This window comes from Conyzicola nivalis, assembly GCF_014639655.1.
Classification (GTDB): Bacteria; Actinomycetota; Actinomycetes; order Actinomycetales; family Microbacteriaceae; genus Conyzicola; species Conyzicola nivalis.
The window spans coordinates 1,213,793-1,231,031 of sequence record NZ_BMGB01000001.1 but is presented as its reverse complement, the minus strand read 5'-3'; the positions used below and the strand labels follow the sequence as shown (position 1 = coordinate 1,231,031).

At 69.6% G+C, this 17,239-nt stretch carries 16 protein-coding genes; 5 read left to right on the top strand and 11 right to left on the bottom strand.

The features are described 5' to 3' along the window. Positions 1-188 precede the first annotated feature (188 nt). A complete protein-coding gene (locus IEV96_RS05970) occupies positions 189-2,216 on the bottom strand; it encodes a M3 family metallopeptidase (protein ID WP_188509740.1) in 2,028 nt (675 codons plus the stop codon). Between the two features lie 120 nt (positions 2,217-2,336). Here IEV96_RS05970 and IEV96_RS05965 point away from each other — a divergent pair, with 120 nt between their 5' ends. Continuing rightward, the gene (locus IEV96_RS05965) at positions 2,337-2,969 is read left to right on the top strand and encodes an ArsR/SmtB family transcription factor (protein WP_188509739.1); all 633 of its coding nucleotides are present in this window, start codon (positions 2,337-2,339) and stop codon (positions 2,967-2,969) included. 26 nt (positions 2,970-2,995) lie between these two features. Further along, complete coding sequence (locus IEV96_RS05960) at positions 2,996-3,229, top strand: hypothetical protein (RefSeq protein ID WP_188509738.1); 234 nt, start codon at positions 2,996-2,998, stop codon at positions 3,227-3,229. A 62-nt stretch (positions 3,230-3,291) separates the two neighbouring features. Here IEV96_RS05960 and IEV96_RS05955 read toward each other — a convergent pair whose 3' ends face one another. The 8 genes from IEV96_RS05955 to IEV96_RS05920 form a co-directional block, all read right to left on the bottom strand. Continuing rightward, positions 3,292-3,543 carry a hypothetical protein gene (locus IEV96_RS05955; RefSeq protein WP_188509737.1) on the bottom strand — a complete coding sequence of 84 codons (252 nt, stop codon included), beginning with the start codon at positions 3,541-3,543 and terminating at the stop codon, positions 3,292-3,294. 3 nt (positions 3,544-3,546) lie between these two features. After that, the gene (locus IEV96_RS05950; RefSeq protein WP_188509736.1) at positions 3,547-3,810 is read right to left on the bottom strand and encodes a GNAT family N-acetyltransferase; all 264 of its coding nucleotides are present in this window, start codon (positions 3,808-3,810) and stop codon (positions 3,547-3,549) included. Further along, positions 3,810-6,389, bottom strand: a complete 2,580-nt coding sequence (gene valS / locus IEV96_RS05945) for a valine--tRNA ligase (RefSeq protein WP_229733087.1) — start codon at positions 6,387-6,389, stop codon at positions 3,810-3,812. Before valS ends, IEV96_RS05950 begins: the two co-directional genes overlap by 1 nt. Positions 6,390-6,475: 86 nt before the next feature. Then, the gene (locus IEV96_RS05940; protein ID WP_229733085.1) at positions 6,476-7,402 is read right to left on the bottom strand and encodes a hypothetical protein; all 927 of its coding nucleotides are present in this window, start codon (positions 7,400-7,402) and stop codon (positions 6,476-6,478) included. 50 nt (positions 7,403-7,452) lie between these two features. Further along, on the bottom strand, positions 7,453-9,159 hold the full coding sequence (locus IEV96_RS05935) for a dipeptide ABC transporter ATP-binding protein (protein WP_188509735.1): 1,707 nt from the start codon (positions 9,157-9,159) through the stop codon (positions 7,453-7,455). Beyond that, entirely contained in the window at positions 9,156-9,950 is a 795-nt protein-coding gene (locus tag IEV96_RS05930; RefSeq protein ID WP_188509734.1) for an ABC transporter permease, read from the bottom strand. The genes IEV96_RS05935 and IEV96_RS05930 overlap by 4 nt, the downstream gene beginning before the upstream one ends. Beyond that, positions 9,947-10,936, bottom strand: a complete 990-nt coding sequence (locus IEV96_RS05925; protein WP_188509733.1) for an ABC transporter permease — start codon at positions 10,934-10,936, stop codon at positions 9,947-9,949. Before IEV96_RS05925 ends, IEV96_RS05930 begins: the two co-directional genes overlap by 4 nt. Then, the gene (locus IEV96_RS05920) at positions 10,921-12,549 is read right to left on the bottom strand and encodes an ABC transporter substrate-binding protein (RefSeq protein WP_188509732.1); all 1,629 of its coding nucleotides are present in this window, start codon (positions 12,547-12,549) and stop codon (positions 10,921-10,923) included. Before IEV96_RS05920 ends, IEV96_RS05925 begins: the two co-directional genes overlap by 16 nt. An 82-nt stretch (positions 12,550-12,631) precedes the next feature. On the opposite strand from IEV96_RS05920, the gene IEV96_RS05915 reads away from it, so the two are divergent. Beyond that, complete coding sequence (locus IEV96_RS05915; protein ID WP_188509731.1) at positions 12,632-13,270, top strand: TetR/AcrR family transcriptional regulator; 639 nt, start codon at positions 12,632-12,634, stop codon at positions 13,268-13,270. Positions 13,271-13,281: 11 nt separating this feature from the next. Here the strand turns inward: IEV96_RS05915 and IEV96_RS05910 are convergent, their stop codons facing one another. Further along, complete coding sequence (locus IEV96_RS05910; protein ID WP_188509730.1) at positions 13,282-14,199, bottom strand: cation diffusion facilitator family transporter; 918 nt, start codon at positions 14,197-14,199, stop codon at positions 13,282-13,284. Between the two features lie 59 nt (positions 14,200-14,258). Here IEV96_RS05910 and IEV96_RS05905 point away from each other — a divergent pair, with 59 nt between their 5' ends. Both IEV96_RS05905 and IEV96_RS05900 read left to right on the top strand, forming a co-directional pair. Further along, positions 14,259-15,740 carry a sensor histidine kinase gene (locus IEV96_RS05905; protein WP_188509729.1) on the top strand — a complete coding sequence of 494 codons (1,482 nt, stop codon included), beginning with the start codon at positions 14,259-14,261 and terminating at the stop codon, positions 15,738-15,740. Next, positions 15,737-16,393 carry a response regulator transcription factor gene (locus IEV96_RS05900; protein ID WP_188509728.1) on the top strand — a complete coding sequence of 219 codons (657 nt, stop codon included), beginning with the start codon at positions 15,737-15,739 and terminating at the stop codon, positions 16,391-16,393. Before IEV96_RS05905 ends, IEV96_RS05900 begins: the two co-directional genes overlap by 4 nt. 2 nt (positions 16,394-16,395) lie before the next feature. Here IEV96_RS05900 and IEV96_RS05895 read toward each other — a convergent pair whose 3' ends face one another. After that, positions 16,396-17,031 carry a hypothetical protein gene (locus IEV96_RS05895; protein WP_188509727.1) on the bottom strand — a complete coding sequence of 212 codons (636 nt, stop codon included), beginning with the start codon at positions 17,029-17,031 and terminating at the stop codon, positions 16,396-16,398. Positions 17,032-17,239: the final 208 nt, after the last annotated feature.

The window sequence follows — 17,239 nt, the reverse complement described above, 5'->3', positions numbered from 1 at the left end:
GCGCTTGAGGGACGGGATTGAAGTCGGCTTCGGGGTCGAAGTTGAGGCGGGGTGAGCTGGGAAGTCGGTCAGCCGGCGGGTTTCGATATACGCGGCAGACCGCGTTACCCAAGCGGCGGGTTTCGATATACGCGCCAGACCGCGTTACTCGACCGGCGGGTTTCGACAGGCGCCGTGCGCCGCGTCACTCAACCTGCAGCGAGGCCGCGGCGCTTGAGCAGCGGGGCGAGGTCGGCGTCGCGTCCGCGGAACTCCCGGAACGCCTCGAGCGGATCCTTCGACCCACCCACGCCGAGCACCAGCGAGCGGAAGCGGTCGCCGTTCGCCCGGGTCAGCCCGCCGTTCTCCTCGAACCAGTCGACGGTGTCCGCGTCGAGCACCTCGCTCCAGATGTAGGAGTAGTAGCCGGCGTCGTATCCGCCGGAGAAGGTGTGCGCGAAGTACGTGCTCGAGTACCGCGTCGGCACCGCGGGATTGTCGAGACCCACGTTCGCCAGGGCCGCAGACTCGAACTCCGCGACATCCGAAATCGAAACGTCGGCCGACAGCGCGTGCCAGGCCTGGTCGAGCAGCGCCGCGGCCAGGTAGGAACTCGTCTCGAAGCCTTCATTGAAGGCGGATGACGCGTGCAGCTTGTCCACGAGCTCCCGCGGCATCGGCTCGCCGGTCTCGAAGTGCACGGCGTAGTTCGCGAGTACCTCGGGCCAGAGCATCCACATCTCGTTGACCTGGCTCGGAAACTCCACGAAGTCCCGGAACACGTTAGTCCCCGCGAACTTCGGGTACGTGACGCGCGCGAACAGCCCGTGCAGCGCGTGCCCGAACTCGTGGAACAGCGTGGTGAGCTCGTCGTAGCTGAGCAGCGTGGGGGAGCCCGGCGCCGGCTTCGGCACGTTGAGGTTGTTCACGACCACCGTGGGTGTTGCCAGCAGCTTGCTCTGCGAGATGAGCGGGTTCATCCACGCGCCGCCGCGCTTCGAATCACGCGTGTACAGGTCGTAGACGTAGAGCCCGAGCGGCGACCCGTCCTCGTTGCTCACCTCGAACACGCGCGCGTCCGGGTGGTAGGCGACGAGGTCGGGGCGCTCCTCGAACGTGATGCCGTAGAGCCGCGTGGCCGCGAAGAAGACGCCGTCGTGCAGCGCGCGCTCCGCCTCGAAGTACGGGCGCATCGCCGCGGTGTCGACGTCGTAGGTGGCGGCGCGCACCTTCTCGCTGTAGAACGCCCAGTCCCACGCTTCGATCGGCTCGTCGGCCAGGTTCTGCAGCTGTTCCTGCTCGGCGCGGGCGTTCCCGGCCGCGATCGGCGCGAGCCTGCCGAGCATGTCGAACACGTTCTCGGGCGTCTTGGCGGTCTGGTCGGCGGTGACGTAGGCGGCATGACTGTCGAATCCGAGCAGCCGCGCGCGCTCTGCCCGCAGCTTCGTGATCTCCAGCACGAGGTCGCGGTTGTCGAACTCGTTGTCGCGGCCGCCGCGGGAGCGGGACGCGGTCATGATCCGCTTCCGCACGCGGCGGTCGGTGAGCGAGGAGAGATACGGATGACCCGTCGGGAGCACCAGCGTCAGGAGGTACTTGCCCTCGAGCCCGCGGTCGGACGCGGCCTGCGCCGCCGCCGAGATCTCGCCCTCGCCGAGGCCGTCTAGCTCGGCGACCTCGTCGATTACGATCGCGAGCTCGTTCGTGTCGGCCAGCAGGTTCTTCTCGAACCTCGTGGTGAGGCTCGACAACCGGGTGTTGAAGTCACGCAGCGTTTCCTTGTCGTCGTCGCTGAGGCCGGCGCCGGCGATCGTGAACTCGGCGTGGTAGCGCTCGACGAGGTAGCGCGACTCCGGGTCGAGGTCGAGGTCGTCGAGCCGCGAGTAGACGGAATCGATGCGGCCGAACAGGCCCGCGTCGAGCAGGATGGCGTCGCGGTGGGCTGCGTAGAGCGGGGCGATCTCCTCTTCGAGATCGTTGGTGAACTCGCTGCTGTGCGACGAGCTCTGGTTGTAGAACACCGAGGAGACGCGGTCGAGCACGCGACCGCTGCGCTCGAGGGGGAGGAACGTGTTCTCGAACGTGGGCGCGTCCGGGTTCGCGACGATGCGCTCGATCTCCGCCAGCTGCTCGGTGAAGCCCTTGTCGAATCCCGGCCGGTAGTGCGCGTCTTCGATCTCCGCGAAGGGCGGGAGGCCGAACGGGAGGGTGCTGGCGGTGAAGAACGGGTTCGTCATGGATTCAGACTAGGCCGCGACATCCGCCCGACCCCGGCGACAGCCCGACGGGCGTCCGTGCAAAGACCTATTTGCAAACTAACCCTTGCAAAGAAAGCTTTGCAGCAGTATCTTTGCACCATGACAACTCCGCAGCGGCCCACCGAGGGCATTCGTCACGTCGACATGACCGGGCTGAAGGCGCTCGCACACCCGCTGCGGGTTCGGATCCTCGACACCCTGTCGACCTACGGGTCGTTCACGGCCAGCGGGCTCGCCGACCGGCTGGGCGAGTCGAGCGGGTCCACCAGTTACCACCTGCGTCAGCTGGAGAAGCACGGCTTCGTGCGCGAGGACACCTCCCGCGGGTCGGGCAGGGAGCGCTGGTGGGAGCGTTCGCCCGACGGACTCGCGATCATCGAGACGGACTTCGCGCCGCGCAGTGCGGAGAGGGCGGCGAGCGAGATGATCACCCGGGAGTGGCAGGTCAACCGCGACGCCTTGCTTGGCGATTTCCTCCAGAACGGCAGCTCCCAGCTCGAGAAGCGGTGGTTCGAGGCCTCCACGGTGAACACCACGAACCTGCGACTGAATTCCGACCAGCTGCTGCAGCTCGTCGCGGAGATCGAGACGATCACGGAGCGCTATGCGGCGCTCTACAAGAAGGAGGGCGTGCCCGGTACGCGGCCAGTCCAGATCCAGTTCAACGCGTTCCCCGTGATGGACGCGGACGAGGTACCAGAGGCCGCCGACAATGTCGGTGGCACGGACTAATTTCAGCGCTAAGGGATGGTGAGAACATGAACGCAGTAGGCACGATGGGTCGCAGCGAATCGCAGGCGGCACCCCTCGAAAAAGCAGCATTGGCGATCGGTTCGGCGCTCGTCGCGTGGAGCGAGCGTCGCTCCGCCCGCGCCGCAGAGCCCGTCGATTTCGACGAGCTCATGATCCGCCGCGCGGCAGAGCAGGATGCGGAGAGGCTGCTGTCAGAGCGGCACGCGGGGGCGAATCTCCCGCTGTTCCGCATCTTCTGAGAGGCGCGCCGTCTCGGTCAGCGCCGTTCCGGTCAGCGCCGTCTCGGTGTGCGTTGTCTCGATTAGAGCGAGTCTTCGGGGGCGTCCGACCCATCGAACGACACGGTGACCTCGCCCACGTGGTCGACGCGGATCGTTGTTCCGTCGTTGAGCTCCACGACCGGCCGGTTCTCGAGCCAGGTCAGCGTCCAGCGCCACTGGCTCGTGTCGACCTCGGCGAGCTGCGCTTCGACGTCGCGGATCGCAAGCACGACGGCCGGCGGAAGTCGGTCGGGGGTCTCGGCTCCGACGGGCCAGCGGGTTCCCATTTGCATGTCTCAGGTCTTCCGTTCGTAGGTCACCCAGGTCGACCGATCGGCCACCCGGTCGTACACGCGCTGCGCGGTGACGTTGTCCGCCGCGGTGATCCAGCGCAGGGTGCCGCCGCCGGCGGCCCGCGCGCGCTCGGTGACCGCGTCGATGAGGGTGGTGGCTGTGCCCGTTCCCCGCGCGGACGGGTCGTAGAACTCCCCGTACGCGACGAAGAACCGCTCCCACTGGGAGCGGTCCTCCGCCGCGACGGGGCGAACCACGACGGTCATCAGGCCTCGGCCGGCTGTTCGGCCAGGACGATGTCGCTCACCGAGACGGTGTCGGACTCGACGAACGTTACGGTCTCGATGCGGCCGACGCCCTTGAGGTCGTCGAGACCGAGTTCGAGCATCGCCGGGCCGGAGATCGTCGCCGAGGTCACCTCGGTCTTCTGCGAGGCCTTGGCGTCGGTCTTGGCGCGACGGATGCTGATGAGCGCCTCCGAGACGAGCGGCAGGAGCCCGGTGGGTTCGTCGGAGCCGGTCCCAGAGCCTGCTGAACGGGCGACGACGGGCCATGCCGCCGTGTGTACCGAGTCGTCGTGGGTCCAGCTCCAGACCTCCTCGGTCGCGAACGGGATGAACGGTGCGAAGAGCCGCAGCAGCACGTCGACCGCGGTGCGCAGCGTGATCGCGGCGCTGGCCTGGCCCTCGGGGGTCGACGAGCCGTAGGCGCGCTCCTTCACCAGCTCGAGGTAGTCGTCGCAGAACACCCAGAAGAAGTGCTCGGTGGTCTCGAGCGCGCGGGCGTGATCGAACTCGTCGAAGGCCTTCGTGGCGATCTCGACGACGCGGTTGAGTTCCGCGAGCAGGTCGAGGTCGAGTGCCTCGGTCGCGACGGCCCCCGCGACGGGCTCCGGGAACGAGTAGACGAACTTCGCCGCGTTGAGCACCTTGATCGCGAGTCGGCGCCCGATCTTGATCTGCTTCGGGTTCTGCGGGTCGAACGCGGCGTCGGTGCCGAGGCGCGACGAGGCCGCCCAGTAGCGCACCGCGTCGGAGCCGTGGTCGTCGAGCATGCCCTTGGGCGTGACGACGTTGCCCTTCGACTTCGACATTTTCTTGCGGTCAGGGTCGACGATGAATCCGGAGATGCCCGCGTTCTTCCACGGGGCGACACCCTGCTCCTGCTCGGCGCGCAACACGGTCGAGAACAGCCAGGTGCGGATGATGTCCTGTCCCTGGCTGCGCAGCGAGTACGGGAAAACCAGGTCGAACAGCTCGGGGTCGCTCTCCCAGCCGCCGGCGATCTGCGGCGTGAGCGAGGAGGTGGCCCAGGTGTCCATGATGTCGACCTCGCCGACGAAGCCGCCGGGCTGGCCGCGCTGGGCCTCGTCGAAGCCGGGGGCGGTGTGCGACGCGGGGTCGACCGGCAGCTGGTCTTCGCTCGGCACGATCACCCGGCCCTTGTCGCCGTTCTCGTCGAGCTCGTACCAGACGGGGATCGGCACGCCGAAGAAGCGCTGGCGCGAGATGAGCCAGTCGCCGGTGAGGCCGCCGACCCAGTTCTCGTAGCGCACGCGCATGAACTCGGGAACGAAGTTCACGTCCTTGCCGCGCTGCAGCAGCCGCGCCCTGAGGTCGGCGTCGCGGGCGCCGTTGGCGATGTACCACTGGTGAGTCGAGATGATCTCGAGCGGCTTGTCGCCCTTCTCGAAGAACTTGACCGAGTGCGTGATGGGCTTGGCGTCGCCGATCATCTCGCCGCTCGCCTTGAGCAGCTCGACCATCTTCGCCTTGGCGCTGAACACGGTCTTGCCGGAGATCTCGGCGTACGCCGCCTTCGCGGCGGCGGTCGCGATGGCCTCGGGCGCATCCGCCACGATTCGTCCGTCGGCACCGATGATGGTGCGGTTCGGCAGGTCGAGCTCGCGCCACCAGACGACGTCGGTCACGTCGCCGAAGGTGCAGATCATGGCGATACCGGAGCCCTTGTCGATCTGGGCGAGGTGGTGCGCCACGACGGGCACCTCGACGCCGAAGACCGGGGTGGTCACGTTGGTGCCGAAGAGGTGCTTGTAGCGGTCGTCGTCCGGATGCGCGACGAGCGCCACGCAGGCCGCCAGCAGTTCGGGGCGGGTCGTCTCGATGAAGACGTCGTCGCCGTCGGCCTTGTGGAATGCCAGACGGTGGTAGGCGGCCGGCATTTCCTTGTCTTCGAGCTCGGCCTGGGCAACGGCGGTGCGGAAGGTGACGTCCCAGAGGGTGGGTGCGTCGGCCTGGTAGGCCTCGCCGCGCTCGATGTTGCGCAGGAACGCGCGCTGGGCGGCGGTCTGCGCCTCGTCGCCGATCGTTCGGTACGACTGGGTCCAGTCGACGCTCAGTCCGAGCTGGCGCCAGAGCAGTTCGAACTGCTGCTCGTCTTCGGCGGTCAGCTTCTCGCACAGCTCGATGAAGTTGCGACGCGAGACCGGGACCTGGTCGGCCGCCTTGCTCGACGCGTTGTCGCCGCCCTCGAGAGGGGGCACGTAGCCCTCGACGTACGGCAGCGAGGGGTCGCAGCGCACGCCGTAGTAGTTCTGCACGCGACGCTCGGTGGGGAGGCCGTTATCGTCCCAGCCCATCGGGTAGAAGATGTCTTTGCCGCGCATGCGCTGGTAGCGCGCGATGAGGTCCATGTGGGTGTAGCTGAAGACGTGACCGATGTGCAGGCTGCCCGACGCGGTGGGCGGGGGAGTGTCGATCGAGAACACGTTCTCTTTGGTCGCGCGGTCGCGGTCGAATCGGTAGGTTCCCTGGGCCTCCCAGGAGGCGCCCCACTTCTCTTCGAGTCCTTCGAGCGCGGGCTTTTCTGGCATCGGGTTGGGCATGGGTGGCGCTCCGGTTCTATAGGCGGCACCGTGTCGGTGGAGAGGTGCCTGGATTGCCTCCGATTCTAACCGCTCGCCCGCGGCCGCTACCTCGTGACGGTGACGGTACGGCTGGCGAGCGCGCCCAGCTCGTCCTCGAGGGTCACCGTGTAGACCTGCGAGGGCACGGCGCAGTCGTACGGGACCTCATCGAAGGTCGCCGTGGGCGGCAGGTCGCTCTCGGTCGGGTTGATCGCGGCGTTCTGCGTGCCGACGCCGAAGTAGGCGCGCACGGCATTGTCGCTCGACCACGAGAACACCAGCGGTGCTTCTCCCTCCTCGGCCTCGCACTCGGCGCTCGTCGGGGCCGTGAAGGTGGCGAAGGTCGGGCCCGCCGCCGGGGGAGCGCTCGGGCTCGGCGCCGGGGCAGGCTCTTCCTCTTCCGGCTCCTCGGTGGGCGCGGGCGCGGCGCTCGGGGCCGCCGACTGTGTGGGCGTCGGGGTCGGCGCGACGGCAGCGTCGTCCGGGTTCGAGAACAGGGTGACGAGCAGCACGATCACGGCGATGAGCAGGACGACGCCGATGCCGATGAGCCAGTACAGCAGCGTGCGGCTCTTCTTCGCGGTCGGGTCGGCCTTGGGCGGGACGGGTCCGGATGTCACGGTGCGCACCGTCGCCGCGGGGGGCGCGGCGGCCGGCGGGTACGCGCGGGTCGGGTAGGGCGTCGCGGGCGTCGCACCACCCTGGGCCGGAAGGATGCGGGTTGCGGCGTCGGTCGGCGCGGTGGGTGCCTCGAAGCGGTCGGTGGGCGTCTCGTCGATCACCGGGTCGAAACGCTCGGTGGGCGTGTCCGCGCCGTCGGCGTCGTACGGTGCGGCGTCGTGCGGTCCGGCCGCGGTGGGGGTGTCGGCGTCCGCCGCGTCGAAGCGTTCGGTGGGTGTGTCACCCGGCGTGGTGTCTGACGCCGCGTCATCCGCACCCTGCTTGCGGCTCTTGTCGCTTTCGGGCGGGCCGGTCGGTGTGTGGTTGCTCATGGCATGCTCTCCTTCGGTCGCTGGCGGGCTGCCGCAGTTCGCCCAGCAGTCTAGGGCGACGGGCTCGAACCCCGCCACACGGCGATGCGCGGGGCGGAGGCGAACAGGGCCCGCGTGTATTCCTCGCGCGGATCGGCGAAGACGGCCTCGGTCGAACCGCGCTCCACGACGCGGCCGTGCTGCATGACCAGCACCTCGTCGCTCACGTGCCGCACGACGCCGAGGTCGTGGGTGATGAACAGGTAGCTGATCCCGAGGTCGCGCTGCAGGTCGTCGAGCAGGTCGAGCACCTGGGCCTGCACCGACACGTCGAGGCTCGACACCGGTTCGTCGCAGACGATCACGTCGGGTTCTGCCGCGATGGCCCTCGCGATCGCGACCCGCTGCTGCTGCCCGCCCGAGAGGTGCAGCGGCCGGCGCGCCGCGACGGAGGCATCGAGCCCCACCCGGCCGAGGAGCCGCGCCACCTCGTCGCCCGCCCGCGTCGAGCGGCCGTGGCTGAGCGCGTCGGCGAGGATGCGCCCGACCGTCAGCCGCGGGTCGAACGAGCTCAGCGCGTCCTGGTAGATCGCGCCGATGCGGGGGCGCAGCGGCCGACGCTCGCGCTCGGTGGCCGTGGTCCACGGTCGGCCGAGAACGTGCACGTCGCCGCTGTCGGGACGGTCGAGCGCCAGCACCAGCCGCGCGACCGTGGTCTTGCCCGAACCGCTCTCGCCGACGACACCCAGTGTGCGCCCGCGCTCGAGCGTGAAGCTCACGTCGTCGACCGCGAGCCGGTCGCCGAAGCGCCGGCTGAGGTGGCTGGCGGTGACCACGACGGGGTTGTTCGGAAATTCAGGAGGCGCCGTCGCGGCGGGGGTCGAAACGGCGGTCTGCGGGTCATCCGCGACCCGGCTTCCTGAATTTCCGACGGTGCCGGTCTCTGAGGTGGCTGGGCCGGCTGCGGGGGCCGGGGGAGCGGCCGGGGCGGTCAGGCGGGACCCGCGGGGTCGGTCGGTGGGAACGGCCGCGATGAGGCGGCGGGTGTACGGATGCTGCGGCGCCCCCAACACCTGTGCGGTCGGGCCGCTCTCCACGATCTGTCCGGCGTTCATCACGAGCACGCGGGAGGCGAGCCGTGACACCACGGCGAGGTCGTGGCTGATCAGCACGAGCGCGGTGCCCTCGTCGCGCAGCCGCTCCAGCAGGTCGAGGATGCCGGCCTGCACGGTCGAGTCGAGGGCGGTGGTGGGTTCGTCGGCGATGAGCAGGCGCGGACGCAGCGCGATCGCCGACGCGATCACGGCACGCTGGCGCAAGCCGCCCGAGAGCTCGTCGGGGCGTTGGCCCGTTCTGAGCTGTGGCTCGGGTACGCCGACGTCGGCGAGCAACTCGAGCACACGCGCACGACGCTGTGCGGGTGTGCTCGATGTGTGGAGGCGCAGTGGGTCGGAGATTTCCCGACCGACCGGCCGAAGCGGGTCGAGAGCCACGAGGGCTCCCTGCGAAACATAGCCGATCTCCCGGCCGCGAAGCGAGCGCAGCCGGCGGGGGCTTGCGTCCTGAATTTCCGTACTGCTAAAGGTCAGCGCGTCCGCCGTGACCCGCGCCCGTTTGCCGGCCAGACCGAGCAGGGCGCGCGCCGTGACACTTTTGCCCGAGCCGCTCTCGCCGACGATTCCGACACACTCGCCCGGCTGCACGTCGAACGAGACACCCGAGACCACGGTCGCGGCGCCGAAACGCACGCTGAGGTTCGAGACCGATAACAGGCTCACAGTTCGCGTCCCCTCTGCTGGATGGCGCGGCCGAGCAGCGTGGTCGCGGCGGCGCTCAGAACGATGAACAGGCCGGGGAAGAACGTCATCCACCAGAACGACGCGATGTAGGTGCGGCCCGCGGAGAGCATCGCGCCCCACTCGGCGGCCGGGGGAACCGCGCCGAGCCCGAGGTAGCTGAGCGACGACGCCCAGACGATCGACTGGCCGATTCCGAGGGTGGCGAGCACGAACAGCGAGCCGGCGACGTTCGGCAGCACGTGCCGGACGATGCGGGTCGGGCCGCCGCGCCCCAGCACCAGGGCGGCCTCGAGATACGGCGAGGTGCGCACCTGGATGACGCGGCTCCGGATGATCCGGGCGTACCCGGGAGCGGTGGAGAGCCCCACGGCGATCGTCGAGGTCACGACGCCCGGGCCGTAGACCACGATGAAGAGCAGCGCGAAGAGCAGGCCCGGGAACGCGAACAACACCTCGATCAGCCGCGTCGTGCCGAAGTCGACCCAGCGCGGACCGAAGCCGGCGAGCAGGCCGAAGACCACGGCGAGCCCGAGCCCGATCGCGGTCGCCGCGATGCCGATGAGCAGCGACGGGCCCGTGCCGTGGACCACCCGCGTGTAGATGTCGCGCCCCGATTCATCCGTTCCGAAAAAATGCGCGAGCGACGGCGGCTGGAACGCGTCGAGCGGCGCGATAGCGAGGGGGTCGCCCGGGGCCAGCACCGCGGGGGCGAGGGCGGCGACCGCGAGGAAGGCGATCACGGCCAGTGCCGCGATCTCGCGCGCTTTCACGACCGCCTCAACCGCGGGTCGACGACGCGGTCAGCCAGGTCGGTGAGGGTCGTGACGACCATGTACGCGAGGGCGACCACGAGCACGACCCCGATGACCAACGGCACGTCCCTGCTCTGCACGGCGTTCAGCAGGCTGCGGCCCAGCCCCTGCCGGGCGAAGACGGTCTCGACCACGACGGCGCCGCTGATGAGCGAGCCGAACGCCCAGCCGACGAGCCCGATCGCGGGGATCGCCGCGTGCCGCAGAGCGTGCCGCCAGAACACACCGCCGTCGCCCTCGCCGCGGGCTCGCGCCGACAGCACGAACGGCGAGTCCATCGCGTCGAGCAACGCCTCGCGCATCACCTGGCCGAGAAAGCCGGCGAGCGGGATCGCGACCGTCAGCACCGGAAGCACAAGGCCGAGCGGACCCGGCACGCTCACCGGCGGCAGCCAGCCGAGCCCCGTGGAGAACAGCAGGATGAGCGAGATGGCGAGCCAGAAGTGCGGCACGGCCGCCGCCACGATCTCGAGCAGCGACCCGATCGCGGTGCCGACGCGTCCGCCCCGCGTCGCCCACACCGCGAGGCCCAGGGCGATCGCGAGCGCCACGGCGAGCGACAGGACCGCGAGCAGCAGGGTGGGCCAGAGGTTGGTGAGAATGACGGATGACACGGACTCGCGCAGCGCGTACGAGGTGCCGAGGTCGCCGGTGGCGAGGTGCGCGAGGTAGACGAGGTACTGCGTGAACAGCGGCTGGTCGAGACCGTAGTCGGCGCGAGCCTGCGCCAGGGCCTCGGCGCTCGCCTGCGAACCCGGACCGCCGAGGATCGCCTCGGCCGGGTCGCCGGGGATGAGTCGCAGCGCGAAGAAGGTGACCGTCGCCACGGCCCAGAGCACGAAGAGCACTCCGCCCAGCCGCAACAACGCCCATCGGATCAGGCGGCCGCCAGCCCCGGCGCGGGGCTGGGCGGCGACGAGGTCGACGCTCAGCGATCCAGCCATGCGTCGTAGAGCGTGGGCGTCGACACCGTCGGCATGGCCCGCAGTCCCTTCACGTCGGAGCGCAGCAGGTAGTGGTTCTGCTGGTCGTAGAGCGGCAGGACGTAGAACCCGCCGAGGATGATGTCCTGGGCCTGAGCATAGAGGTCGGCGCGCTCGGCGTCGTCGGAGGCCTGGTTGGCGTCGCGCAGCAGGGTGTCGAGCTCGGGATTCTTGACCTGCGAATGGTTGGCGAAGTACCCGCTCGGCGCCGGCACGGTGCCCTCGGAGTCGAACAGGATGCGCAGCACGTCGGCTCCCACCTTGGTGTACGGCGCACTGACGAGGTCGTAGTCGTTCTCGCCGAGCGCCCCGTACCAGCTGCTCAGGTCGAGCGGCTCGAGGTTCACCTTGAAGCCGGCCTCCTTCGCGGTCGACTGCAGCTGCTCGAAGAGCGACACCTCGGCGGGGATCGACTGGTTCGTGCTCACGGGGAAGTCGAGTTCGAGGCGCTCGCCGTTCTTCACCCGGTAGCCCTCGGCGTCGGTCTCGGTCCACCCCGCCTCGTCGAGCAGTGCGGCCGCGGCCTCCTGGTCGTACTCGAACAGCTCGGGCTTCGAGATGCCGAACTTCTCCACGCTCGACAGGGCGGAGTAGGAGCGCTCAGCGGTGCCGAAGAACAGGCTCGTCACCGAGTCGTCGACGTTCGCCGACCGGATGAACGCCTCGCGCACGAGCGCGTCGTCGAGCGGTGCCTTGCTCGAGTTGAGCTCGATGCGGTTGGAGGCGCCGGGGCGGGGGGCGTTGAGTTCCTCGATGGCGTCTTCGCCCTCGGCGGCGACGATGGTGTCCGGCTGCACGTTGTCGATGACGTCGACCGTGCCGGACTGCAGGGCGGCGTACCGCGAGGCCGAGTCGGGCAGGAAGCGCCACTCGATGCTCTCGAGGTAGGCGGCGCCCTCGTGGTCGGCGTCGGCGGGCGGCGACGTGTAGTCGTCGTTGCGCTCGAGGGTGATCGACTGCTGGCGGTCCCACGCGGTGACGACGAACGGGCCGGTGCCCACCGGGCTCTCGCAGTTCTCGTCGGCCGGACGCTGCAGCGCGGTCGGCGACTCGATCGCGAGCCACGGCTGGCTGAGGGAATCGAGCAGGCCGCTGTCAGGCTGGCTGAGCGTGATGCGTGCCGTCGTGTCATCCACCGCTTCGACCCCGGTCACGTTCTGCAGCGCGAGGTATCCCGTCGACGATCCCGTCTCCGGGTTCTGCAGGTGGGCGACGTTGGCCGCGACGGCCTCCGAGGTGAGGGGTGTGCCGTCGGTGAAGGTCACGTCGTCACGGAGCGTGAACTCCCAGCTGAGCCCGTCGTCGGCCTCGACCCATTCGCTGGCGAGCCAGGGGATGATCTCGCCGTCGGCGTCCTTCGAGACGAGCGACTCGAGGTACTGCGTCGCGACGAGCGCCTGCGGGTAGTTTCCGCCGACGTGGGGGTCGAGGCAGGTGGGTTCGGCGTCGCCCGTCGCGTAGACGAGGGTGCCGCCCTTCACCGGTTCGGTGTTCGCCGGAGCGGCCGACGAGCATCCCGCAATCAGCAGGATGACGGATGCTGCGGCGGCGAGGGAGGGTAAAGTGCGGTTCACGGCGGTCTTTCTTGACGGAGTATCGCGGCGAGTAGCCTAGTTCTTGGACTCGGTATAGTATTCAATCACGGCGGGGAGCATCGTGCAGACCAGTGCAGGACAGCAGGCGAGCGTCGGGCGCCCCAAGGTGTCGTCGAGGCAGATGATCGAGGATGCCGCGGCGGAACTGTTCATCGAGAACACCTACGCCAGAACCACCATCGACCAGATCACCACGCGCGCCGGGGTCAGCCGGGCCACCTTCTTCAATTACTTCGGGGCGAAGAGCGACCTGCTCTGGTTCGAGGTCGACCGCGCGATCGACTCCCTGCGCGAGGCGTGTGCCGAGGCATCCGCCACCGGCTCGCTCGACTCGGTGTGCCAGGTCCTTCTCGCGCTCGCCGGGGACTTCGACGAACGCCGGGTGCCGCTCGCGCTGACCCAGGGCGAAGTGATGGGTGCCGCCGACGAGGTCGTGCAGTCCGGGCTGCTGCGCATCGCCGCGCAGGCTCGGATCTTCGCGGCGTTCTTCGCCGCCCGCAGTGCGCGGCATCCCGACGACCTGCTCGTGCGCACCGCCGCGAACGCGCTCGCCGGCGCCGTGTCGGCGGCGTGGATCACCTGGGCCCGCGCCGGCATCGGACGCTCGCCGCTGCAGGGGTACCTGGCCGAGAGCGTCGACGTGGTCTTCCCGGGCATCCGGGCCGCGTTCGACGACGTCGGCCGCGGCAACGTCTACTAGAACGGCGTCTGCTAGAGCGACGCGTCGTCGGGCGTCGACAGCGTGAGGATCGCCTCTTCGATGTGCTCGTTCTGTTCGAGTTCGCGTTCCAACCGCCGCAGCACGATCGCCACGTTCGTCTCCGTGTCGTCGCCGCGCAGGTCGACCGCGGCGACGAGGAACACCCGCTCCGGGCCGACGTACTCGAGGTGGATGTAGGTGACCCGGTCGACGGCCGGGCGCTCGAGCAGCAGGTCGATGACCGTGCGGTTCAACTCGTCGCCCGCACCCTGCCCGACGAGGAAACGCCGGTTGCGGTCGATGAGCACGACGGCGACGACGCCGAGCAGCACGCCGACGAGGATCGAGCCGATCGCGTCGAAGACGGGGGAGCCCGTGACCTGGTGCAGCAGGATGCCGACGAACGCGATGGCCAGGCCGACGAGCGCCGCCGCGTCTTCGGCGAACACCGCACGCAGCGTCGGATTGGAGGTGCCGAGCACGAAGCGCAGGGTGCCGACGCGCCGCTGTTTGGCGCCGGCGCGCGACTGGCGCAGGGCCTGGGCGAACGAGACGCCCTCGAGCACGGCCGAGACGCCGAGCACGAGGTACGCGATCCAGTAGTCGGCGGCCGGCTCCGGGTCGATCAGTTCCTGGATGCCGTGCCAGATCGACACGACCGCGCCCGCGGTGAACAGGCCGAAGGCCGCGATGGTCGACCAGAAGTAGGCCTCGCGCCCGTAGCCGAGGGGGTGGCGCTTGTCGGCCCGGCCGCTGCCGCGGCGGTCGGCCACGAGCAGGAAGATCTCGTTGCCGACGTCCGCCCACGAGTGGGCGGCCTCCGCGGTCATCGAGGCCGAGCCCGTGAGGGCCGCCGCGAACGACTTGCCGAGTGCGACGACGAGGTTGGCGACGAACGCCAGCACCACGGTGAGGGAGACGTTGGCCATTGGTCAATGATGCCCGAATTGCCCGGGTGTGGAGTGGTGGTCGCGGCCATACTGGACGGATGAGACGACCGCGGTGGGGACTCGCTCCTCGCTGGTCTGTGCGCTCCCGCATCCTGACGTCGATCCTGCTCGTGGCGCTCGTCGGTATGACGGTCGCCGGGCTCACCGCCTTCCTGGTTCAGCGCGACCGCATCGTGACGCAGATCGACGACATGCTGCTCGCGAATGTCGAATCGGCCCGTTTTGTGGTGACGGGAGAGTCAGACCCGGTCACCACCGACTCCGAGCAGGGGGAGCCGCCAGGCGGCGTGGCCTTCACGACCTCCGCCGAGGCGCTCGAGGCGATCCTCGCCAGGGTGATCCCTGGCCGCCACGAGAGCGCGCTCGGCATCGTCGACGGCGAGGCGACACTCGTGCCGGGAGTCGACATCGCGTTCCACCTCGAAGACGACCCGGGTTTCGTGCAGCGCATCGTCGACGAAACGTCGGACGGCGGGGTGCACCTCGGCACGGCGATCTCGAGCGTGGGCACGGTGCGCTACGTCGCGACACCCATCGTGGTGCAGGGCGACCCGCAATCGGCCGTGTACGTGGCAGCCGTCGACGTCGACGCGGAACTCGACGAGCTGCGTGCGGCCTTCGGCACCTACACGATCGTCGCCTCCGTCACCCTCGTGGCGATCGGGCTCGTGGGCTGGTTCGTGGCCGGGCGGCTGCTGCGGCCGCTGCGTCGGCTGCGCGTGGCGGCGTCCCGGATCACGGCGAGCGAGCGCGGCGAGCGCATCCCCGTCGTCGGCCACGACGACATCTCGGCGCTCACCGAGACGGTGAACGGCATGCTCGGCCGTCTCGACCGCGCCATGACGACCCAGCGACAGCTGCTCGACGACGTGCGCCACGAACTCAAGACGCCCATCACCATCCTGCGCGGTCACCTCGAACTCCTCGAGGCCAGCAACGTCGACGACGTCGAATCGACCCGTGCCCTCGCGATCGACGAGCTCGACCGGATGACCCGCCTCGTCGACGACATCGAGTCGCTCGCGGAGGCGCAACGGATGACCCTCGCCCGCACCCCCACGGACGTGGCCGACCTCACCTCCGAGGTCTTCGCGAAGGCGAGCGTCATCCCCGACCACGACTGGGCGCTCGCGGGTGTCGCGCACGTGAGCACGAGCCTCGACCCGGGGCGCATCACCCAGGCGATGCTGCAGCTGGTCGACAACGCCGCGAAATACTCTCCGCCGGGCACCCCGATCGAGATCGGCAGCACCGCCGACGGTTCGACGGTCGAGTTCTGGGTCGCGGACCGCGGCCGGGGCATCCCGGCGGGCGCGGAGGACCGCATCTTCGACCGGTTCGGCCGCGCCGACACCGGTCGCGGGATCGAGGGCTCGGGGCTGGGCCTCCCGATCGTGAAGACGATCGCGATGGCCCACGGCGGCCGGGTGAGCCTGACGAGCTCGTCGACCGGCTCCCGATTCGGCATCGTTATCCCTTTGCCTGACGCACCGCAGACCGAGGAAGATGAAGACTCGTGAGCAACATCCTGATCGCGGAGGACGAGGAACGCATCGCTGTCTTCGTCGACAAGGGCCTGCGCGCGGCCGGGTTCTCGACCACCGTCGTGGCCGACGGCGACGACGCCCTCGAGCGGGCGCGCAGCGGAAACCACGCGCTCGTCCTCCTCGACGTCGGGCTCGGCGGCATCGACGGCTTCGAGGTTCTCCGCCGCATCAGGGCCGAGAACCTGACGTTGCCGATCATCATGCTCACCGCACGCACGGGAGTGGAAGACACCGTCGCCGGCCTCGAGGGCGGGGCGAACGACTACATGCCGAAGCCGTTCCGTTTCGACGAGCTGCTCGCCAGGGTGCGCCTGCGGCTCCGGGATGCCACGGCGCAGGTCACCACGACGCTGAGCCGCGGCGACCTCACGCTCGACGCCCTCACCCGCCGGGCACGGGTCGGCGACACGCAGATCGACCTCTCGGCGAGGGAATTCGCCCTGGCGGAGGAGTTCCTCCTCCATCCCGACCAGGTGTTGAGTCGCGAGCAGCTGCTCAGCCGGGTCTGGGGGCTCGACTTCGACCCCGGTTCCAACGTGGTGGACGTGTACGTGCGGTACCTGCGCGCGAAGTTCGGCGCCCACCGCATCGAGACGGTGCGCGGCATGGGATACCGGCTGAGATAGCGCTAGTGCCCGTGCGGGTCGTCGTGCCAGTCGCCGTCCGGGCCGTCCCAGTCGGCATCGCCGCCGTCGTCGCCCTGCCAGTCGTCGCCGTGCTCGTCGTCATTCCATCCGCCGCCCGACGTGCGCCAGTCGCGACGCCATTCGTCGTATTCGTCGTATTCGTCGTATTCGTCGCCGTGATCATCGTCGTCGTGCTCGTCGTCGCCGTGATGGTCCTCGTCGTTCCAGCCACCGACGGAGTGGGGCGGCTCGGGCGTGACCTCGACGGGAGTGCTCGGCGCGACGGGAGCGGGCGGGGTGGCCGCGGGTGCGGGCGGCGCGGCCGGAGCGGCAGGAGCGGCGGGCGCGGCGGGTGCAGGCCCCGACACCGGTGCCCCGGGTGCCGGCGTCTCGGGCTGCGGCGCGGAATCGTCGAGCGGCGCGGGTTCCGGCGCATCCGGCCCATTGGAGACGGTCGGCGTCGGGGCCACCACGGTCACGGCGGGCGCCGGGGTCGGCTCGGCGTCGATGGGCTCGACACCGCTGAGCGCGACGCTGTATTCGCCCGGCGTCACGGCGTACACGATGCCGACCGCGCCGAGCGCGAACGTGCCGAGCACGGCGGCGGTGGCCGCACCTCTCCGGACGATACTGCGCATACTCTCCAGTCTCGCCCAGCCACCGGGCGCGGCAGTGGGGGATGAGAGAGTTCTCATCGCGTACCGGCCACGGCGAGCCGGTGCGTTGCCCGATAGTATGGAGGCACAGACACCGATCCGGCCATCACCGGGGAGTCGTCGGAAGAACGGGCCTCACGGCCTCAGTAGAACCGGCCGGGACTGGCCCGTCACAGCCAAAGAACAAGCG